Below are 18,297 nucleotides of genomic sequence, written 5' to 3'. Positions count from 1 at the left end.
CGGCAGCGGGCACTAGGCAAGCGCCCCATCAGCCGCTACATTGCCCGACTTGCGCCTGCCTTTCAGGCCCACCTGTCACCCCTTTTTGAACACACGGAACCCGCAAAACCCCATCATGGACCCTTCCCCTGGCATCACCGTCGCCACACTCTTCGCCGATTTCGGCATGATTCTTTTTGCACTGATCCTGGTACTGCTCAACGGTTTCTTCGTTGCGGCGGAATTCGCCATGGTCAAACTGCGCGCCACCCGGGTCGAGGCCATCGCCCACAAGAACGGCTGGCGCGGGCAGATCCTGCGCACCGTGCACAGCCAGCTCGACGCTTACCTGTCGGCCTGCCAGCTGGGTATCACCCTGGCTTCCCTGGGCCTGGGCTGGGTCGGTGAGCCGGCCTTTGCGCACATCCTCGAACCCATGCTGGGCGCCATCGGCGTGCAGTCGCCGGAAGTGATCAAGGGCGTGTCGTTCTTTGCCGCCTTCTTCGTGATTTCCTACCTGCACATCGTGGTCGGTGAGCTGGCGCCCAAGTCCTGGGCGATTCGCAAGCCTGAACTGCTGTCGCTGTGGACGGCGGTGCCGCTGTATCTGTTCTACTGGGCGATGTACCCGGCCATCTACCTGCTCAACGCCAGTGCCAACGCTATCCTGCGCATCGCCGGCCAGGGCGAACCTGGCCCGCACCATGAGCACCATTACAGCCGCGAAGAACTCAAGCTGATCCTGCACTCCAGCCGTGGCCAGGACCCAAGCGACCAAGGCATGCGTGTACTGGCTTCGGCGGTGGAAATGGGCGAGCTGGAAGTGGTCGACTGGGCCAACTCCCGGGAAGACCTGGTGACTCTGGACTTCAATGCCCCACTCAAGGAAATCCTCGCACTGTTCCGTCGCCACAAATTCAGCCGTTACCCGGTGTATGACGCGGTACGCAATGAGTTTGTCGGCCTGCTGCACATCAAGGATCTACTGCTGGAACTGGCTGCCCTGGACCATATCCCCGAATCGTTCAACCTGGCTGAACTGACCCGCCCGCTGGAGCGCGTTTCGCGGCATATGCCGTTGTCGCAGTTGCTGGAGCAGTTCCGCAAAGGCGGCGCACACTTCGCTCTGGTGGAGGAAGCCGACGGCAAGATCATCGGCTACCTGACCATGGAAGACGTGCTGGAAGTGCTGGTGGGCGATATCCAGGACGAACATCGCAAGGCCGAACGCGGCATCCTCGCCTACCAGCCCGGCAAATTGCTGGTGCGTGGCGACACGCCGTTGTTCAAGGTCGAACGCCTGTTGGGCGTCGACCTGGACCACATCGAAGCCGAAACCCTGGCCGGCCTGATCTACGACACCCTCAAGCGCGTGCCGGAGGAGGAAGAAGTGCTGGAGGTTGAAGGCCTGCGGATCATCATCAAGAAGATGAAAGGGCCGAAGATCGTGTTGGCCAAGGTCTTGCTGCTGGACTGACCCTCACTTGCCCAATGCAAAATTGGGCAATGTCCCGACCGGCAGGTTGAACTCGTAAGGGATCGACACCAGCCCCGCCTCGGTGGCGCGCTGCACCACGAAGTGCAGGTGTGGCCCGCTGCTGTTGCCGGTATTGCCCGACAGCGCCAGCGGGCTTCCCACCGCTACACGCTGCCCTGCCCGGACGCTGACCGAACCTTGCTTGAGGTGCAGGTACACACCCTGGGTGCCGTCATCGTGCTGTACCCGCACAAAATTCCCCGACGGATCAGGGCCACGTCCCAGTTGGTCATTGCCGATCTTCACTACCACCCCGGCCCGCGCGGCAATGACTGGCGTACCTTCAGGCATGGCGATATCCATGGCGTAGCGGCTCTTGGCATCGGTATGGCTGAAACTGCCGTTGGGGCCTTGGGTCAGGCGGAACGGGCCGCCTCGCCAAGGCAACGGGTAGCGATAGGCTTGCTTCGTAGTGGGCACATCCAGCACCGGCCGCCTCACCCGCTCGACCCTGCGCTCCTGGATCACAAACGCCTGGGCGCCCGGGGTTTGCCGGTCGCTGAAAAACACCACGCCATTGGCATCGGTGGATTTGTAGAGGGTCATGGCCTGGGTCAAGGTGGCGACCGAGACCAGCACGCAGGACAGCAATAGGCGAAGGAGCATGGTGCGAACCTGCCGGGGTGACTGAACGGCAGGCTAGCAGCAGATCATGACAGCCCTATGCAGGCAGGGCGTTAAAACAGATATCCACATTCATCTGGGCGGCAGCCGAAAGATTGACCAATGCATCAAGAGAACACTTATCGATCTTGCCGTTGAGCACATCGTTCAGGCGAGGCTGACTGATACCCAGCCTTTGCGCCGCATCCTTCTGGGAAAGCTCCCAACCGCGAATGGTGTTGCACAACTCCAACAGCAACTTTGAGCGAAGGCGCATATTGGCGGCTTGCGCAGGCGTGTCCTCCAGAGCATCCCACACACAGTTGAAACGCTCGGAATGTAACTTTTGATTTGTCATGGGCTTAACCTAATTCCTGCAATCTGGCGCGAGCCAGTTCGATATCCCGCCCTTCGGTTTTCTGTGTGGTCTTGCGCAACGCGTGCAGCACGTAGACAGCTTCCGGCCGATTGACCACATAGAACACTCGAAACGCTCCCGATTCCTCAGTGATCCGGATCTCCTTGACGCCCCTCCCGATTGTTTTCATCGGCTTGCAATCAAAGGGCTGTTCACCCCGTTGCAAGAGATCCAACTGAAAACCGGCTGCCCTTCGGGCGTCGAGAGGAAAATCCTTGAGATCCTTGAGCGAGCTTCCTAGAAACACCACATCCTTGTGCCTTGGCATTGGCTTCTCCTTTCCTGGAAAGAAAAAGCGTAATCGACGATTCAGCCGAAAGCAGTGCAGGTTTGTTTCAAGGCATAGCAACGACTCGAGACCACTGAAGCCTTATCGAGAGACTATATCGAAACAGATATAAATCAAGCCATCTGACGGGAATCAGATGCTCGGTCAATTTCCGCTATTCAGGCGATCAAGCACCCGGCACAAAATGCTTCTGCGCCGTACCGCGCGCAATCAGCCGCGAGATGTAGTCCAGCTTCTGTGCATCCTGGTCGATAAAGCGGAAGGTCAGTTGCAGCCAGTCGCTGTCGGGCTTGGGCTCGTAGGCAACGATGGCGTGCAGGTAGCCGTTGAGGCGCGCGACTTCGGCGTTGTCGCCCTGCTCAAGGTCGAGCACGGCGCTTTCGAGTACTTGGGGCAGGACTTCGCCGCGCCGCACCACCAGCAGCGCTTCCTTGATGCTCAGGGCCTTGATGACGCATTGCTGGGTGCCACTGGAGAGGCGCAACTGGCCCTGGCCGCGACCGCCCGCAGGCGTGGCCGCAGGTGCCGCTACAGGTGGACTATTGAGCAGGCCCTTGCTTGGCGCGGCCGCCACGGGGGCCGGCTTGACCGCTTCGGGCTTGCCGCCGGTCAGGGCGCTCAGGGAGTCGTTACCAAAGGCCGAGTTCATCTTGGTCGGCGCGCTGGCGATCAGTGCATCGAGACGACCGATCTTGTGCAGGGCCTGCTTGACCTTGTTCAGCAACTGCTCGTTGGTAAACGGCTTGCTGACGTAGCCGGAAACACCGGCCTGGATCGCCTGCACCACGTTTTCCTTGTCGCCACGGCTGGTCACCATCACGAACGGCATAGCCTTCAGGTGGGCTTGCTCGCGGCACCAGGTCAACAGTTCGAGGCCAGACATCTCCGGCATTTCCCAGTCACACAGCACCAGGTCGAAGGTTTCGCGCATCAGGATGGATTGCGCCTTTTTGCCGTTCACCGCGTCTTCGATCTTGATCCCGGGGAAGTAATTGCGCAGGCACTTCTTCACCAGGTCGCGAATAAACGAGGCGTCATCCACCACCAATACACTGACTTTACTCATCGACCCTTCATCCTATAAAAACTCGGCATGCAAAACGCCTGACTGATGGCATTTTGCCAAAACCCGCTAGTCACAGTAGGACTTATGGCGCCTGCTGTGTAAAAAATTCAGATGCCGCAAACGAAAACGCCCGGCCAGAGGCCGGGCGTTAATTTCTCGGGCAACCTTACTTATCGTCAGATTCGCCCGGAACATTAGGGATTAGATCAGCAGTGCCTTCAACTTCGGCCTTCATGCGCTTGAGGCCCATGTGCCGAACATCGGTGCCGCGCACCAGGTAAATCACCAATTCCGAGATATTGCGCGCGTGATCGCCGATACGCTCCAGGGAGCGCAGCACCCAGATGATGTTCAGCACCCGCGAGATAGAGCGCGGGTCTTCCATCATGTAGGTAGCCAACTCGCGCAGCGCGGTCTTGTACTCGCGGTCGATGGTCTTGTCGTACTGGGCCACCGACAACGCCAGATCGGCGTCAAAGCGGGCGAAGGCGTCGAGGGCGTCACGCACCATGTTGCGCACCTGGTCGCCGATATGGCGCACTTCCACGTAGCCGCGGGGCGCTTCGCCTTCTTCGCACAGCTGGATGGCGCGGCGGGCGATCTTGGTGGCTTCGTCGCCGATACGCTCCAGGTCGATCACCGACTTGGAGATGCTGATGATCAAACGCAGGTCGGAGGCCGCCGGCTGGCGACGGGCAAGAATGCGCAGGCATTCTTCGTCGATATTGCGTTCCATCTGGTTGATCTGGTCATCGATCTCGCGCACCTGCTGGGCCAGGCCCGAGTCGGCCTCGATCAGCGCGGTGACCGCATCGTTGACTTGCTTCTCCACCAGCCCGCCCATCGCCAGGAGGTGGCTGCGCACTTCCTCAAGCTCGGCGTTGAACTGCGCGGAGATGTGGTGGGTTAAGCCTTCCTTCGAAATCATAGTTTTGCTCCGCAAAAGCTGTAAGCCGCAAGCTACAAGCTGCAAGCTGATGTGTGTCGTGATCAAAATGCTTTTACTTGCCGCTTGAAACTTGCGGCTTGCAGCTGGGGCTAGCCGTAGCGCCCCGTAATGTAGTCTTCGGTCTGCTTCTTCGCCGGATTGGTGAACAGGGTGTCGGTATCGCCGAACTCCACCAGCTTGCCCATGTACATGAACGCGGTGTAGTCGGAAACCCGCGCCGCCTGTTGCATGTTGTGGGTCACGATAACGATGGTGAACTTGGACTTGAGCTCGTAGATCAGCTCTTCGACTTTCAACGTCGAGATCGGGTCGAGGGCCGAGCAAGGTTCGTCGAGCAGCAGCACTTCCGGTTCCACGGCGATGGTGCGGGCGATCACCAGACGCTGCTGCTGGCCGCCGGACAAACCGAGTGCCGATTCGTGCAGGCGGTCCTTGACCTCGTCCCACAGTGCCGCGCCCTTGAGGGCCCATTCAACCGCTTCGTCGAGGATGCGCTTCTTGTTGATACCCTGGATGCGCAGGCCGTAGACCACGTTTTCGTAGATAGTCTTGGGAAACGGGTTGGGCTTCTGGAACACCATGCCTACGCGGCGACGCAACTCGGCCACGTCTTCGCCCTTGCGATAGATGTTGGTGCCGTAGAGGTTGATCGCGCCTTCTACACGGCAACCGTCGACCAAGTCGTTCATGCGGTTGAAGGTGCGCAGCAATGTCGACTTGCCGCAGCCGGACGGACCGATAAAGGCCGTCACACGCTGCTTGGGGATGTTCATGCTGACGTCGAACAGCGCCTGCTTGTCGCCGTAGTACAGGCTCAGGCCCGGAACTTCGATGGCCACGGTTTCCTGGGCCAGGCTCAGGCTCTGTTTGTCGCGACCCAGGGCAGACATGTTGATGCCGTGGGAATGGTTTTCGTGTTGCATGGGATGCTCCCTGTGCTACCGATTTGTTGTGTGGGAGGGGGCTTGCTCCCGATGGCGGTGTGTCAGCTTGCACACTTGTTTCTGATACACCGCTATCGGGGGCAAGCCCCCTCCCACATTTGATCTGCGTTGAATTAGCTGTCGAGCGCTTTGTATTTTTCGCGCAGGTGGTTACGGATCCACACCGCCGACAGGTTGAGCGTGGCGATCACCAGTACCAGCAGCAAGGCGGTGGCGTACACCAGCGGCCGTGCGGCTTCGACGTTGGGGCTCTGGAAGCCGACGTCATAGATATGGAAGCCCAGGTGCATGATCTTCTGGTCCAGGTGCAAGTAGGGGTAATTGCCGTCCAGCGGCAGCGACGGCGCCAGTTTCACCACACCGACCAGCATCAGGGGCGCCACTTCACCGGCGGCGCGGGCCACGGCGAGGATCATGCCGGTCATCATCGCCGGGCTGGCCATCGGCAACACGATCTTCCACAGCGTTTCCGCCTTGGTCGCGCCCAGTGCCAGGGAGCCTTCACGCACGGTACGAGGAATCCGCGCCAGGCCTTCTTCGGTGGCCACGATCACCACCGGCACCGCCAGCAGTGCCAGGGTCAGCGAGGCCCACAGCAGGCCCGGGGTGCCGAAGGTCGGCGCCGGCAGGGCTTCGGCGAAGAACAGGCGGTCAACCGAACCACCCAGTACATACACAAAGAAGCCCAGGCCGAACACGCCGTAGACGATGGCCGGTACGCCGGCCAGGTTGTTCACGGCGATGCGGATCACCCGGGTCAGGGTGTTCTGCTTGGCGTATTCACGCAGGTACACCGCCGCCAGTACGCCGAACGGGGTCACGATCATCGCCATGATCAAGGTCATCATCACGGTGCCGAAGATGGCCGGGAAGATCCCGCCTTCAGTGTTGGCTTCCCGTGGGTCATCGCTGAGGAATTCCCAGACCTTGCTGAAGTAGAAGCCGATTTTGGTCATGGTGCCCATGGCGTTCGGCTGGTAGGCGTGCACCACCTTACCGATGCCGATTTCCACCTCCTTGCCGTTACCGTCGCGGGCAGTCAAGGCGTCACGGTTGAACTGGGCGTGCAGGTCGGCCAGGCGTGCTTCGATGTCCTGGTAGCGGGCGTTCAGCTCGGCGCGGTCGGCATCCATATCGGCCTGGGCGGCGGCGTCGAGCTTGCCTTCCAGTTCCAGTTTGCGACCGTGCAGGCGGATACGTTCGAGGCCGGCGTTGATCGCGCCGATATCGGATTTCTCCAGGGTCTTGAGCTGGGCCGCCAGCTTGTTCACGCGGTCCACGCGGGCTTGCAGCTCCGGCCACGCGGCTTCGCCTTCGGCGATGACCTTGCCGTCCTGCTTGACGTTGACCAGGGTGCCGTAGAAGTTGCCCCACTCACGACGCTCGATGGCCATCAGGTTGGTCGGCTTGGTCTGGTCCTTCAACCACTCGCCGACGATCCAGGTGAAATCGTTGCCGTTCAGGTCGCGGTTACCGACCTTGATCAGCTCGCGGGTCATGAACTCCGGGCCTTGGTCCGGCACCGGCAGGCCCGCGCTTTTCAGGCGCTCACGCGGCACTTCTTCTTTCTGTACCACTTCGCCGATGACGATATGGTTGGCCTGGCCCGGGACGTTGTAGTTGGCCTGGATCAGGTCGGCCGGCCAGAAGTGGCCCAAGCCACGCACCGCAATCACAGCCAGCAAACCAATGGTCATGATGACCGCGATGGACACTGCGCCACCGCTGATCCAGACGCCCGGAGCGCCGCTCTTGAACCATCCATTCAGGGAGTTCTGTTTCACAGACTTCTACCTTTCTTAAAGCGACGAGTATTTCTTGCGCAGACGCTGACGAATCAGCTCCGCGAGGGTGTTCATGATGAAGGTGAACAGCAGCAGCACCAGCGCCGAGAGGAACAGTACGCGGTAGTGACTGCCGCCGACTTCCGACTCGGGCATTTCCACCGCGACGTTGGCCGCCAGGGTGCGCAGGCCCTCGAAGAGGTTCATCTCCATCACCGGGGTGTTACCCGTGGCCATCAGCACGATCATGGTTTCACCCACGGCGCGGCCCATGCCGATCATCAGCGCCGAGAAGATGCCCGGGCTGGCGGTCAGGATGACCACGCGGGTCATGGTCTGCCAGGGTGTGGCGCCCAAGGCCAGGGAACCCAGGGTCAGGCCGCGCGGCACGCTGAACACAGCGTCTTCAGCGATGGAATAGATGTTCGGGATCACCGCAAAGCCCATGGCCAAACCTACTACCAGGGCGTTGCGCTGGTCGTAGGTGATCCCCAGGTCGTGGGAGATCCACATGCGCATGTCGCCGCCGAAGAACCAGGTTTCCAGGTACGGGCTCATGTACAGCGAGAGCCAGCCCACGAACAGGATCACCGGAATCAGGATCGCACTTTCCCAGCCGTCCGGCACTCGCAGGCGAATCGACTCAGGCAAGCGGCTGAAGACAAACCCGGCGACCAGAATGCCAATCGGCAACAGCATCAGCAGGCTGAAAATCCCCGGCAGATGCCCTTCCACATACGGCGCCAGGAACAGGCCGGCGAAGAAGCCGAGGATCACCGTCGGCATGGCTTCCATCAGCTCGATCACCGGCTTGACCTTGCGGCGCAGGCTCGGAGCCATGAAGTACGCGGTGTAGATCGCGGCGGCAACCGCCAGTGGCGCCGCCAGCAGCATGGCGTAGAACGCGGCCTTCAAGGTACCGAAGGTCAGCGGGGCCAGGCTCATCTTGGGTTCGAAGTCGGTGTTGGCGGCAGTGGACTGCCAGACGTATTTGGGTTCGTCGTAGTTCTCGTACCAGACCTTGCTCCACAGCGCGCTCCACGAGACTTCCGGGTGCGGGTTGTCGAGCAGCAACGGTTGCAGCTTGCCACCCGCCTCGACGATCACACGGTTGGCCCGTGGCGACATGCCGAACAAACCCTGGCCGTCGACCACCGGGTCCACCAGCAGGGTGCGGTGGGCGGTGCTGTGGAATACGCCGAACTTGCCGGAGGCATCAAGGGCGGTGAAGCCTTTGCGGCGCTCCTCAGCAGTGATTTCGACGATGGGTGCAGTGCCCATCTGGAAGGTACGGATCTGCTTCAGGCGTTGCTCGCCATCCGGGTCTCGCGCCATGAACCACTGGGCCAGGCCGCCCTTGGAGTTGCCGACGATCAGCGAGATACCGCCCACCAACTGGGTGCTGGCGGTGACTTCAGCCGCGCCGTCTTCCAGGAGTTTGTAACGACCGTTGAGGCTGTTGTCGCGCAGGCTGAACACATCGGCCAGGGCGCGACCGTTGATCACGTACAGCCATTGCTGGCGCGGGTCGACGAAGATGGCTTTCACCGGTTCAGTCATCTGCGGCAGCTCGATGCGCTTCTGCTCGCTGGTGACTTCACCGGTCATCATGTTTTCTTCGCGGCTCAGCGACAGCACGTTCAGGTACGAACCTGCCGAACCGGCCACCACCAGGGTGGAATCAGTGGCGTTAAGCGCGACATGCTCCAGTGGGCGACCGGCCTCATCCAACACGATCGGCGTTTCGCCGTAAGGGTATTCAATCGCTGGGGTGATGGTCTTCTTGCCGTCCGGGTACGACACTTTATAGGTGTGGCGGAACACCAGGGACTGGCCATTGGACAAACCAAGGATCACCAGCGGGCTGCCCGGCTGGTCTTCACCAATAGAAGCAACGCTGGCACCGGCCGGAAGCGGCAGGTCGACACGCTTGAGCTCAGCACCGGTGTCCACGTCAAAGAACAGCGCCTGGCCCTTGTCGGAAACCCGCATGGCAACTTGGTTCTGTTCTTCGAGGGAGATCATCAACGGCTTGCCGGCGTCCTGCATCCAGGCGGGCGTCAGCGCATCTTCCTTGGTCAACGAGGCGCCCTGGAACAGAGGCGCGACTACGTAGCCGAGGAAGAAGAAGATCAGGGTGATGGCGCCGAGGACGGCGAGGCCGCCGACCAGCACGTACCAACGGGTCAGGCGATCCTTGAGCGCGCGAATGCGGCGCTTGCGTTGCAGCTCAGGCGTATTGAAATCAATGCGCTTGGGAGGGGAAGTTGTCGTCATGGTGGAATTGGCCAGATCATTCATGCGCACACCCTAGCGATCCTGTATGACAGAAAGATGACAGTGCAGTGACGCAACAAATCCGCCGCGAAGCAAAGCTGGCAGCGGACTAGAAAATTCGAAAGCGGAGCCGGTACACCGGCCCCGCAGAGGCAATCAGTTGCCTTCTTTCAGACCCAGGTCAGCCAGGGCCTTGGCGGCTACTTTGGCTGGCAGTGGGATGTAGCCGTCTTTCACCACAACTTCCTGGCCCTGTTTGGACAGCACCAGTTTCACGAACTCGGCTTCCAGCGGGGCCAGCGGCTTGTTCGGGGCTTTGTTGACATAAACGTAGAGGAAGCGCGACAGCGGGTATTTGCCGTTCAGGGCGTTTTCTTCGCTGTCTTCGATGAAGTCAGTGCTGCCTTTCTTGGCCAGGGCCACGGTCTTCACGCTGGCGGTTTTGTAGCCGATGCCCGAGTAACCAATGCCGTTCAGCGAGGAGCTGATCGACTGCACGACCGAAGCCGAGCCTGGTTGTTCGTTCACGTTTGGCTTGTAGTCGCCTTTGCACAGGGCTTCTTCTTTGAAGTAGCCATAGGTGCCGGATACCGAGTTACGACCGAACAGTTGCACTGGCTTGTTGGCCAGGTCGCCGGTCACACCCAGGTCGCCCCAGGTTTTCACGTCAGCTTTGGCACCGCACAGACGCGTCGAGGAGAAGATCGCGTCGACTTGTTCCATGGTCAGGTGCTGGATCGGGTTGTCCTTGTGCACGAACACAGCCAGGGCATCCACGGCGACCGGGATAGCGGTTGGCTTGTAGCCGTACTTCTGCTCGAAGGCCGCCAGTTCGGTGTCCTTCATCTTGCGGCTCATCGGGCCCAGGTTGGAGGTGCCTTCGGTCAGCGCAGGTGGCGCGGTGGCGGAGCCGGCAGCTTGAATCTGGATGTTGACGTTCGGGTATTCCTTTTTGTAACCCTCAGCCCACAGAGTCATCAGGTTAGCCAGGGTATCGGAACCGACGCTGGACAAGTTGCCCGACACACCAGTGGTCTTAACGTAAGCCGGGATTGCCGGATCAACACCAGCGGCCACCGCGTTGGCGGTCGCAACGCCAGCAGCGACAAAAGTCATTGCCGCCATCAAACGTTTCAGTTTCATGCCTTGCTCCTAGCAGATAGGGATAGTTGGATCGGGGCCAAGTATCAGGAGGCCGTGTGAACACTCTATGTCTGGAATGTGACAGTTAGATGAAAGGCCACTATCAGGAAGCGAAGGCTTATGCGCAGCGAAACAATGAACACCTTGATTGTGGCGAGGGAGCTTGCTCCCTCGCCACAGTGGATCAGGCTGGTTTTAGCGTCCGCGCTTCCACAGATACCCACCCACCACAATCCCCATCAAGCACAGGGCAGCAACGTAGTAAGCCGGGCCCATCGGGCTTTCCTTCATCAGCAGCGACACCGCCAACGGCGTCAGCCCACCGAACACGGCGTAAGCCACGTTGTAGGAGAACGACAAGCCACTGAAACGGACCACGGGTGGGAACGCCTTGACCATTACATACGGCACCACCCCGATGGTGCCCACGAACAGACCGGTCAATGCGTACAACGGGAACAGCCAGTCCGGGTGGGCCATGAGGCTGTGATACAGCGTCCAGGAGGTTGCCAGCAGCAGCGCGCAACCGGTGACCAATACGCGACCGGCACCAAAACGGTCGGCCAGGGCACCCGAGGCGATGCAGCCCAGGCTCAGGGTCACGATGGCCAGGCTGTTGGCCTGCAGCGCAACTGTGGGGCTGAAGTGATAGACGGTTTGCAGCACGGTCGGGGTCATGAGGATGACAACCACGACGCCGGCCGACAGCAGCCAGGTCAGCAGCATCGACAGCACAATGGCGCCGCGGTGGTCGCGCAGCACGGCGCGCAGCGGCAACTCGGCAGCCAACGTCTTGCGTTGCTGCATCTCCGCGAAAATCGGCGTTTCGTGCAGCCAGCGGCGCAGGTACACCGACAGCAGGCCAAATACGCCGCCGAGCAGGAACGGGATGCGCCAGGCGTAATCGGAGACCTGCTCCGGGGTATAGGCTGTATTGATGGCGGTAGCTACCAGCGAGCCCAGCAAAATACCGGCGGTGAGGCCGCTGGTCAGGGTGCCGCAGGCGTAGCCGATGTGGCGCGGTGGCACGTGTTCGGAGACGAACACCCAGGCGCCCGGTACTTCGCCGCCGATTGCCGCGCCCTGGATGATGCGCATCAGCAGCAGCAACAGCGGCGCCCACAAGCCGATCTGCGCGTAGGTGGGCAGCAGGCCCATGATCAGGGTCGGCACGGCCATCATGAAGATGCTCAGGGTGAACATCTTCTTGCGCCCCAGCAGGTCACCGAAGTGCGCCATGATGATGCCGCCCAAAGGGCGCGCCAGGTAGCCGGCGGCGAAGATGCCAAAGGTCTGCATCATGCGCAGCCATTCGGGCATGTCGACGGGAAAGAACAGTTTTCCGACCACGGTGGCGAAAAACACAAAGATGATGAAGTCGTAGAACTCCAGCGCCCCGCCCAAGGCAGACAGCGACAGGGTTTTGTAGTCGTTGCGGGTCAGCGGGCGCGAGGGTTGCGCACTGCTTGCGGGCACGGAGGACATGGCAAGGTTTCTCTTATAGTAATCAGGACAGCAAGCCCGGGACTTGCGGCAGGTTTGGCAAGATAGCAAATCGCTTCAAAAAGCACAGCGTCGAGCATTTAACCGTTCAGTTGGAGGCAATATCACCGGCGCAGGGCAGCGCTCAACTCGGCCAGAAGCACAGTTGCCGTAAAAAGCCCCGATACAGCGCCTATTTACCGACAAAATGAATCTCGGGAGGTCGTCGCGACGCCAGCGTCTCGATATACTCGGCCGGTGCAGGCGCAAGAACCCGCAGTCTTGACGGGCTGCTGTGCCAAAACGTCGTTGGGTGCCACCCAGCCGATTTGGCAGAGTTTCCCTTCAGTACGCCTTACGAAAAACGCATCGCGCGGTGTATGTTGGTGCTGAAACGTTTTTCTAAGAAGACGGCTATCCACTTGAAGTACCCATGAGCGTCACGGGTCAGAGGCACCCTCGGCATGATCGAACTCGAACAAGAAGATCCTATCCCGCAAGGCGATCTCGCCCTGCAAATCACTGCACTGCCGCGTGAAACCAACGGTTTTGGCGATATCTTCGGCGGCTGGCTGGTCGCGCAGATGGACCTGGCCGGCACGGCAATGGCCAGCAAGGTCGCCGGTGGGCGGGTGGCAACCGTCGCCATTGACCGCATGGCGTTCCTGGTGCCGGTGGCGGTGGGCGCGCAGCTTTCCTTCTATACCCAGGCCCTGGAAATCGGCCGCAGCTCGATTCAGATGATGGTCGAAGTGTGGAGCGATGACCCGCTGTCCAGCGAATGGCGCAAGGTCACCGAAGCGGTATTTGTGTTCGTCGCCATCGATGGCAGCGGCCGCACGCGTTCGGTACCGTCACGGGCGCGTTAAACCTCGCCGGGTTTTAACGGTCAATTGCCCCATTGCCTGCCATTGAGAGTGCTTTGTTATGCCTACGCCCCACGTTGAAACGGTGAAAGTCGACGAGCTGGACTGCTGGCGCATCCGCCACAACGGCGCCGAGCTGATGGTGGCCCAGCAGGGTGCGCATATCTTCAGTTACCAGCGCCAGGGCGAGCAGCCGCTGATCTGGCCGAACCCTGAAGCGCTGTTCAAGCAGGGCAAAGGCATTCGTACCGGCGTACCGGTGTGCTGGCCGTGGTTTGGTGTGTTCGACCGCAACCCCGATAGCGTCAAGGCGATGCGTCAAAGCGACCGACCTGCCGGAGCGCACGGCTTTGCGCGCACGGCACTCTGGGAATTGGCCGGCGCCGAGCTTGAAGGCGAGGCGTTGCGCGTTGACCTAGTGCTGCCAGTACCTGCGAGCGGCTTCCCCGGCTGGCCACATCAGGTCGACCTGAAACTGAGCCTGCTGCTGGATGACCAACTGCATATCTGCCTCACCAGCCACAACCGTGGCACCGACACCGTGACCCTCAGCCAGGCGCTGCACACCTACTTCGCCGTGAGCGATGTGCGCAACGTGCAGGTCGAGGGCCTGGATGGCTTGGCGTATATCGATACCGCCGATGGCTGGACCGAAAAGCAGCAATCCGGCCTGCTGCACTTCACCGCCGAGACGGATCGCATCTACCTGGATACGCCGGCGCAGTTGAGCATTGTGGATAAAGACTGGCAACGCCGCGTCCAACTCACCAGCCAGGGTTCGAACTCGACGGTGATCTGGAACCCCTGGACCGAGCGAGCCCAGGCTTTCGACGATATGGCCGATGATGGCTGGCAGGGTATGTTGTGCATCGAGACGGCGAATGTGCTGGATGATGTGGTGGCTTTGGCGCCCGGTGAAAGCCGCACTTTGGGTGTGAGTATCACCAGTACCACTTTGTAAACCCAATCAAAATGTGGGAGGGGGCTTGCTCCCGATAGCAGAGGGTCAGTCAGCACATTTGTGACTGATAGACCGCTATCGGGAGCAAGCCCCCTCCCACATTGGTTATGTGTGGTTTTAGAGATCGGATTCCTTTACGACTCGCACCTTCCCCGCCTCCAGCGCATAGGCTGCGTCGGCCAACTCATTGTTGACCTTCTCCACCTTCAATGTTCCCGTCACCCACAGTGGCGTGTAGATATCATCCAGCTTCAGGCCCTTGGGATACCGCACCAGTACCAGTTGGTTAGGCGGCGGTGGCGGCACGTGGATGCAGGCGCCCGGGTAAGGCACCAGGAAGAACAGCGTGCTGCGGCCCTTGGCATCGGTTTCCAGCGGCACCGGATAGCCGCCAATGCGGATGTTCTTGCCATTCATGGCGGCCACGGTCTTGGTGGAATACATCACCGCGGGCAGGCCTTTGCTTTGTTTCAAGCCGCCTTTGTCGGTGAACGTGCCTTGGGCTTCGGGGGAGTTGTGGTCGATCTCGGGCATGGCCTCGAGGGCCTTCTGGTCCGAAAGCGGCATCAGGTCGAGCCAATCGGTTTCCGGCAGTTCGCCAGCATGAGCCAGGCAAGAGCCCAGTAGAAGAAGAGTCAACAGAAGACGGCGCATGGAGAGGCTCGGCAAGTACAAGTGCCGAGCATTCTAGCCCTCTGCGCCTGCGCAGCGCAGAGGACTTTGTCGGCTGATTACTTCTTTTTGATCAGGCCGTAGATCACCAGCAACACGATGGCACCTACCAGTGCGCCGATGAAGCCCGCACCCTGGCCTGCCTGGTAGATCCCCAGTGCCTGGCCGCCATAGGTCGCGGCCAAGGAGCCGGCGATACCCAGCAGGATGGTCATGATCCAGCCCATGCTGTCGTCGCCAGGCTTGAGGAAACGCGCCAGCAGGCCAACGATCAAGCCGATAAAGATGGTTCCAATGATGCCCATGGCATTTCCCTCTGATTGAATGTGAGTCATGACGAAGCCTAGTCAGGCTTTATCATCCTGCAATCAGAGAGACGACGGTGAACAATGGTTCCCGCCGACTCCCGGCTTATTACTCGGCGATCAGCGCTTCGACCTTGAGGATCTGCGCCTGCAGCGTTGCGCGATCCTTGCAGCGCAGGTTGGCGTGGCCAACCTTGCGCCCGGCCTTGAAGGCCTTGCCATAGTGATGCAGGTGGCAGTCATCGATGGCGATCACCCGCTCAACCGGCGGGACCACGCCGATGAAGTTGAGCATGGCGCTCTCGCCGACCTTGGCCGTGGAGCCCAACGGCAAGCCCGCCACCGCCCGCAGGTGGTTTTCGAACTGGCTGCACTCGGCGCCTTCGGTGGTCCAGTGCCCGGAGTTATGCACACGCGGGGCGATTTCATTGGCCTTGAGGCCGCCGTCGACTTCAAAGAACTCGAACGCCATCACGCCCACGTAATCCAGCTGCTTGAGCACACGGCTGGAGTAGTCTTCGGCCAGAGCCTGCAGCGGGTGGTCGGTACTGGCTACGGACAGCTTTAGGATGCCGCTGTCGTGGGTGTTGTGCACCAACGGGTAGAAGCGGGTTTCACCATCACGGGCACGCACGGCGATCAGCGAGACTTCACCGGTGAACGGCACGAAACCTTCCAGCAGGCAGGCGACGCTGCCCAGCTCGGCGAAGGTGCCGACCACATCGGCGGCGGTGCGCAGGACTTTCTGGCCCTTGCCGTCGTAACCCAGGGTGCGGGTTTTCAACACGGCTGGCAGGCCGATGCTGGCGACAGCGGCGTCCAGGTCTGCTTGGGACTGGATGTCGGCAAAGGCCGGTGTCGGAATGCCCAGGTCCTTGAACATGCTCTTCTCGAACCAGCGATCACGGGCGATGCGCAGGGCTTCGGCGCTCGGGTACACCGGCACGAATTGCGACAGGAAGGCCACGGTTTCGGCCGGGACGCTTTCGAACTCGAAGGTCACCAGGTCGACTTCGTCGGCCAGCTGGCGCAAGTGATCCGGGTCGCTGTAGTCAGCGCGCAGGTGTTCACCCAGGGCGGCGGCGCAGGCGTCTGGCGCCGGGTCCAGGAAAGCGAAGTTCATCCCCAGCGGAGTGCCCGCCAGGGCCAGCATGCGACCGAGTTGGCCGCCACCGATTACACCGATTTTCATCGTCAACAACCTCAGGCGATGCGTGGGTCTGGATTGTCCAGCACGCTGTCTGTCTGCTCAGCACGGAATTTTTTCAGCACCGCATGGAACTGCGGGTGCTTGGCGCCCAGGATGCTGGCGGACAGCAATGCGGCGTTGATCGCGCCGGCCTTGCCGATCGCCAGAGTCGCCACCGGAATGCCGGCCGGCATCTGCACGATGGACAACAGCGAATCCACGCCCGAGAGCATCGCCGACTGCACCGGCACGCCAAGGACCGGCAGGTGAGTCTTGGCCGCACACATGCCTGGCAGGTGCGCCGCGCCACCGGCACCAGCGATGATCACCTCGATGCCACGGGATTCTGCTTCATCGGCATACTGGAACAGCAAATCCGGGGTGCGGTGGGCAGAGACCACCTTCACTTCATACGGAATGCCGAGTTTTTCCAGCATATCGGCGGTGTGGCTAAGGGTGGACCAATCGGACTTGGAGCCCATGATCACGCCAACCAATGCACTCATCGTCGTGCCTCTTCTCTCTGGGCGCCCGCAGGCGCGTCAAAAAACAACAAGCCACGCGGGAAATCCGGCGTGGCTTGTTGTACGAATTAAGGCCGGTTGGACCGGCCGAAGGCCGCGCAGTATACCGTAATAATCCAGATAAACAGCCCCTGGAATGACCATCTGTCTAACCGTCCAAACCGGCGGTTTTATTGACTTTCAGGTCAGCGAAAACACCACTAAATGCTGTGGCAAGCCAGCTTCCACACTTAACCGCGTTCGACCGACGGACTCTGCGCCGTCCCACCTTCCAACTTACGCCACAACAACCGCACATTCGCTTTGCGCACCAACGCACAGCGATACAGGCGAATCTCCAGCGGCACATGCCATTGCGGCCCACCGCATACCACCAGTTCGCCTCGGGCCAGTTCGGCACGTACGCTCAACTGCGGCACCCAGGCGATCCCCAAGCCTTCAAGGGCCATGCTCTTGAGGCTGTCGGCCATCGCGGTTTCGTAAATAGTGGTGAAACGCAGGGCCCGCTGGCGCAGCAGCAAATTCACCGAGCGCCCGAGGAACGCCCCGGCACTGTAGGCGAGCAACGGCACACTGCCCTCGCCTTCCAGGTCGAACAGCGGCTTGCCGTCGGCATCGGCGGCGCACACCGGGAGCATCTCGGTGTTGCCCAGGTGCAGGGACGGGAAGATCTCGGCGTCCATCTGCATCGCGGCGTCCGGGTCGTAGAACGCCAGCATCAGGTCGCAGCCGCCCTCGCGCAGGGCGTGCACGGCGTCGCCGACGTTGGTGGCGACCAAGCGCGTGGCGATGTTCAGTCCCTCGTTGCGCAGCTGTGCGATCCAGCGCGGAAAGAACCCCAGTGCCAGGGAGTGGGCAGCCGCCACTTGCATGACTTCGCCCTGCCCGCCTTCCAGGTGATGCAAATGGCGCAGCACTTCACCGAGCTGTTCGACCACCGTGCGCGCGGTCACCAGGAACAACTGCCCCGCCGCCGTCAGCTCCACGGGCGTGCGTGAGCGATTGACCAGGGTCAGGCCCAACGCGGCCTCAAGGCTGCGGATACGGCGGCTGAACGCCGGCTGGGTGACAAAGCGCCGTTCCGCTGCCTGGGAAAAGCTGCGCGTGGCCGCCAGGGCGCTGAAGTCTTCCAGCCATTTGCTCTCAAGGTTCATCACATCCTCCCACGGGTATGCACCATTTTGGCACACACGCCCGTCATCATAGCTGGGTCACATCCACATTATGCCGTTTGTGCATAGGCCAGTGTTTAACAGCATTGGCCCAAAAAGTTCTACAGGCCTAGCATTCGCAGCGTTCCGGCCAGTTC

18 protein-coding genes are annotated in these 18,297 nt (G+C 60.8%); 3 read left to right on the top strand and 15 right to left on the bottom strand.

Annotation, left to right across the window (positions count from 1 at the left end):
* Positions 1-115: 115 nt before the first annotated feature.
* The gene (locus JFT66_RS16350) at positions 116-1,456 is read left to right on the top strand and encodes a hemolysin family protein (protein WP_034116459.1); all 1,341 of its coding nucleotides are present in this window, start codon (positions 116-118) and stop codon (positions 1,454-1,456) included.
* A 3-nt stretch (positions 1,457-1,459) separates the two neighbouring features.
* Here the strand turns inward: JFT66_RS16350 and JFT66_RS16345 are convergent, their stop codons facing one another.
* The 10 genes from JFT66_RS16345 to JFT66_RS16300 all read right to left on the bottom strand — a co-directional run bounded on the left by JFT66_RS16345 (position 1,460) and on the right by JFT66_RS16300 (position 12,474).
* Positions 1,460-2,122 carry a peptidoglycan DD-metalloendopeptidase family protein gene (locus JFT66_RS16345; RefSeq protein WP_198859639.1) on the bottom strand — a complete coding sequence of 221 codons (663 nt, stop codon included), beginning with the start codon at positions 2,120-2,122 and terminating at the stop codon, positions 1,460-1,462.
* Between the two features lie 55 nt (positions 2,123-2,177).
* Positions 2,178-2,477, bottom strand: coding sequence for a helix-turn-helix domain-containing protein (locus tag JFT66_RS16340; RefSeq protein ID WP_034116461.1), 300 nt, complete (start codon positions 2,475-2,477; stop codon positions 2,178-2,180).
* 4 nt (positions 2,478-2,481) lie between these two features.
* Positions 2,482-2,805 carry a type II toxin-antitoxin system RelE/ParE family toxin gene (locus tag JFT66_RS16335; protein WP_034116462.1) on the bottom strand — a complete coding sequence of 108 codons (324 nt, stop codon included), beginning with the start codon at positions 2,803-2,805 and terminating at the stop codon, positions 2,482-2,484.
* Positions 2,806-2,992: 187 nt separating this feature from the next.
* Positions 2,993-3,892, bottom strand: coding sequence for a response regulator (locus tag JFT66_RS16330; RefSeq protein ID WP_034116463.1), 900 nt, complete (start codon positions 3,890-3,892; stop codon positions 2,993-2,995).
* Positions 3,893-4,058: 166 nt separating this feature from the next.
* Positions 4,059-4,820, bottom strand: a complete 762-nt coding sequence (gene phoU / locus JFT66_RS16325) for a phosphate signaling complex protein PhoU (protein WP_034116464.1) — start codon at positions 4,818-4,820, stop codon at positions 4,059-4,061.
* Between the two features lie 110 nt (positions 4,821-4,930).
* Positions 4,931-5,764 carry a phosphate ABC transporter ATP-binding protein PstB gene (gene pstB, locus JFT66_RS16320; RefSeq protein WP_034116465.1) on the bottom strand — a complete coding sequence of 278 codons (834 nt, stop codon included), beginning with the start codon at positions 5,762-5,764 and terminating at the stop codon, positions 4,931-4,933.
* 134 nt (positions 5,765-5,898) lie between these two features.
* Positions 5,899-7,569, bottom strand: coding sequence for a phosphate ABC transporter permease PstA (pstA, locus tag JFT66_RS16315; RefSeq protein WP_034116466.1), 1,671 nt, complete (start codon positions 7,567-7,569; stop codon positions 5,899-5,901).
* Positions 7,570-7,584: 15 nt separating this feature from the next.
* Positions 7,585-9,618 carry an ABC transporter permease subunit gene (locus JFT66_RS16310; RefSeq protein ID WP_198859702.1) on the bottom strand — a complete coding sequence of 678 codons (2,034 nt, stop codon included), beginning with the start codon at positions 9,616-9,618 and terminating at the stop codon, positions 7,585-7,587.
* Between the two features lie 384 nt (positions 9,619-10,002).
* A complete protein-coding gene (locus JFT66_RS16305; RefSeq protein ID WP_017135798.1) occupies positions 10,003-10,989 on the bottom strand; it encodes a phosphate ABC transporter substrate-binding protein PstS in 987 nt (328 codons plus the stop codon).
* A gap of 195 nt (positions 10,990-11,184) precedes the next feature.
* A complete protein-coding gene (locus tag JFT66_RS16300) occupies positions 11,185-12,474 on the bottom strand; it encodes an MFS transporter (RefSeq protein WP_034116468.1) in 1,290 nt (429 codons plus the stop codon).
* A 461-nt stretch (positions 12,475-12,935) separates the two neighbouring features.
* On the opposite strand from JFT66_RS16300, the gene JFT66_RS16295 reads away from it, so the two are divergent.
* Positions 12,936-13,340 (top strand): acyl-CoA thioesterase, encoded by a 405-nt coding sequence (locus tag JFT66_RS16295; RefSeq protein WP_003176975.1) that lies wholly within the window; start codon positions 12,936-12,938, stop codon positions 13,338-13,340.
* A 58-nt stretch (positions 13,341-13,398) separates the two neighbouring features.
* Positions 13,399-14,298 carry a D-hexose-6-phosphate mutarotase gene (locus JFT66_RS16290; RefSeq protein WP_153837334.1) on the top strand — a complete coding sequence of 300 codons (900 nt, stop codon included), beginning with the start codon at positions 13,399-13,401 and terminating at the stop codon, positions 14,296-14,298.
* A 117-nt stretch (positions 14,299-14,415) separates the two neighbouring features.
* Here the strand turns inward: JFT66_RS16290 and JFT66_RS16285 are convergent, their stop codons facing one another.
* The 5 genes from JFT66_RS16285 to JFT66_RS16265 all read right to left on the bottom strand — a co-directional run bounded on the left by JFT66_RS16285 (position 14,416) and on the right by JFT66_RS16265 (position 18,142).
* The gene (locus JFT66_RS16285; protein ID WP_034116470.1) at positions 14,416-14,952 is read right to left on the bottom strand and encodes a DUF3299 domain-containing protein; all 537 of its coding nucleotides are present in this window, start codon (positions 14,950-14,952) and stop codon (positions 14,416-14,418) included.
* Positions 14,953-15,029: 77 nt separating this feature from the next.
* Positions 15,030-15,275 (bottom strand): GlsB/YeaQ/YmgE family stress response membrane protein, encoded by a 246-nt coding sequence (locus JFT66_RS16280; protein ID WP_005792540.1) that lies wholly within the window; start codon positions 15,273-15,275, stop codon positions 15,030-15,032.
* 109 nt (positions 15,276-15,384) lie between these two features.
* Positions 15,385-16,467, bottom strand: coding sequence for a 5-(carboxyamino)imidazole ribonucleotide synthase (locus JFT66_RS16275; RefSeq protein ID WP_198859638.1), 1,083 nt, complete (start codon positions 16,465-16,467; stop codon positions 15,385-15,387).
* A gap of 11 nt (positions 16,468-16,478) precedes the next feature.
* Positions 16,479-16,970 carry a 5-(carboxyamino)imidazole ribonucleotide mutase gene (gene purE, locus JFT66_RS16270; protein ID WP_003176980.1) on the bottom strand — a complete coding sequence of 164 codons (492 nt, stop codon included), beginning with the start codon at positions 16,968-16,970 and terminating at the stop codon, positions 16,479-16,481.
* Positions 16,971-17,218: 248 nt separating this feature from the next.
* Positions 17,219-18,142 (bottom strand): LysR substrate-binding domain-containing protein, encoded by a 924-nt coding sequence (locus tag JFT66_RS16265; protein WP_034116472.1) that lies wholly within the window; start codon positions 18,140-18,142, stop codon positions 17,219-17,221.
* Positions 18,143-18,297: the final 155 nt, after the last annotated feature.

The sequence above is a fragment of the Pseudomonas sp. MF6755 genome, assembly GCF_016405635.1.
Lineage (GTDB): Bacteria > Pseudomonadota > Gammaproteobacteria > Pseudomonadales > Pseudomonadaceae > Aquipseudomonas > Aquipseudomonas haemolytica.
Note: the sequence above shows the minus strand (reverse complement) of the source record. Positions and strands in the feature narration are given on the sequence as shown.

Bases quoted from the DNA above. Each gene is read 5' to 3' on its own strand.
- JFT66_RS16350 (WP_034116459.1), top strand. From the start codon at position 116: ATGGACCCTTCCCCTGGCATCACCGTCGCCACACTCTTCGCCGATTTC.
- JFT66_RS16265 (WP_034116472.1), bottom strand. From the start codon at position 18,142: ATGAACCTTGAGAGCAAATGGCTGGAAGACTTCAGCGCCCTGGCGGCC.
- JFT66_RS16285 (WP_034116470.1), bottom strand. From the start codon at position 14,952: ATGCGCCGTCTTCTGTTGACTCTTCTTCTACTGGGCTCTTGCCTGGCT.
- JFT66_RS16300 (WP_034116468.1), bottom strand. From the start codon at position 12,474: ATGTCCTCCGTGCCCGCAAGCAGTGCGCAACCCTCGCGCCCGCTGACC.
- pstB (WP_034116465.1), bottom strand. From the start codon at position 5,764: ATGCAACACGAAAACCATTCCCACGGCATCAACATGTCTGCCCTGGGT.
- phoU (WP_034116464.1), bottom strand. From the start codon at position 4,820: ATGATTTCGAAGGAAGGCTTAACCCACCACATCTCCGCGCAGTTCAAC.
- JFT66_RS16305 (WP_017135798.1), bottom strand. From the start codon at position 10,989: ATGAAACTGAAACGTTTGATGGCGGCAATGACTTTTGTCGCTGCTGGC.
- JFT66_RS16340 (WP_034116461.1), bottom strand. From the start codon at position 2,477: ATGACAAATCAAAAGTTACATTCCGAGCGTTTCAACTGTGTGTGGGAT.
- JFT66_RS16290 (WP_153837334.1), top strand. From the start codon at position 13,399: ATGCCTACGCCCCACGTTGAAACGGTGAAAGTCGACGAGCTGGACTGC.
- JFT66_RS16345 (WP_198859639.1), bottom strand. From the start codon at position 2,122: ATGCTCCTTCGCCTATTGCTGTCCTGCGTGCTGGTCTCGGTCGCCACC.
- JFT66_RS16310 (WP_198859702.1), bottom strand. From the start codon at position 9,618: ATGCAGGACGCCGGCAAGCCGTTGATGATCTCCCTCGAAGAACAGAAC.
- JFT66_RS16330 (WP_034116463.1), bottom strand. From the start codon at position 3,892: ATGAGTAAAGTCAGTGTATTGGTGGTGGATGACGCCTCGTTTATTCGC.
- JFT66_RS16335 (WP_034116462.1), bottom strand. From the start codon at position 2,805: ATGCCAAGGCACAAGGATGTGGTGTTTCTAGGAAGCTCGCTCAAGGAT.
- JFT66_RS16275 (WP_198859638.1), bottom strand. From the start codon at position 16,467: ATGAAAATCGGTGTAATCGGTGGCGGCCAACTCGGTCGCATGCTGGCC.
- JFT66_RS16295 (WP_003176975.1), top strand. From the start codon at position 12,936: ATGATCGAACTCGAACAAGAAGATCCTATCCCGCAAGGCGATCTCGCC.
- purE (WP_003176980.1), bottom strand. From the start codon at position 16,970: ATGAGTGCATTGGTTGGCGTGATCATGGGCTCCAAGTCCGATTGGTCC.
- JFT66_RS16280 (WP_005792540.1), bottom strand. From the start codon at position 15,275: ATGGGCATCATTGGAACCATCTTTATCGGCTTGATCGTTGGCCTGCTG.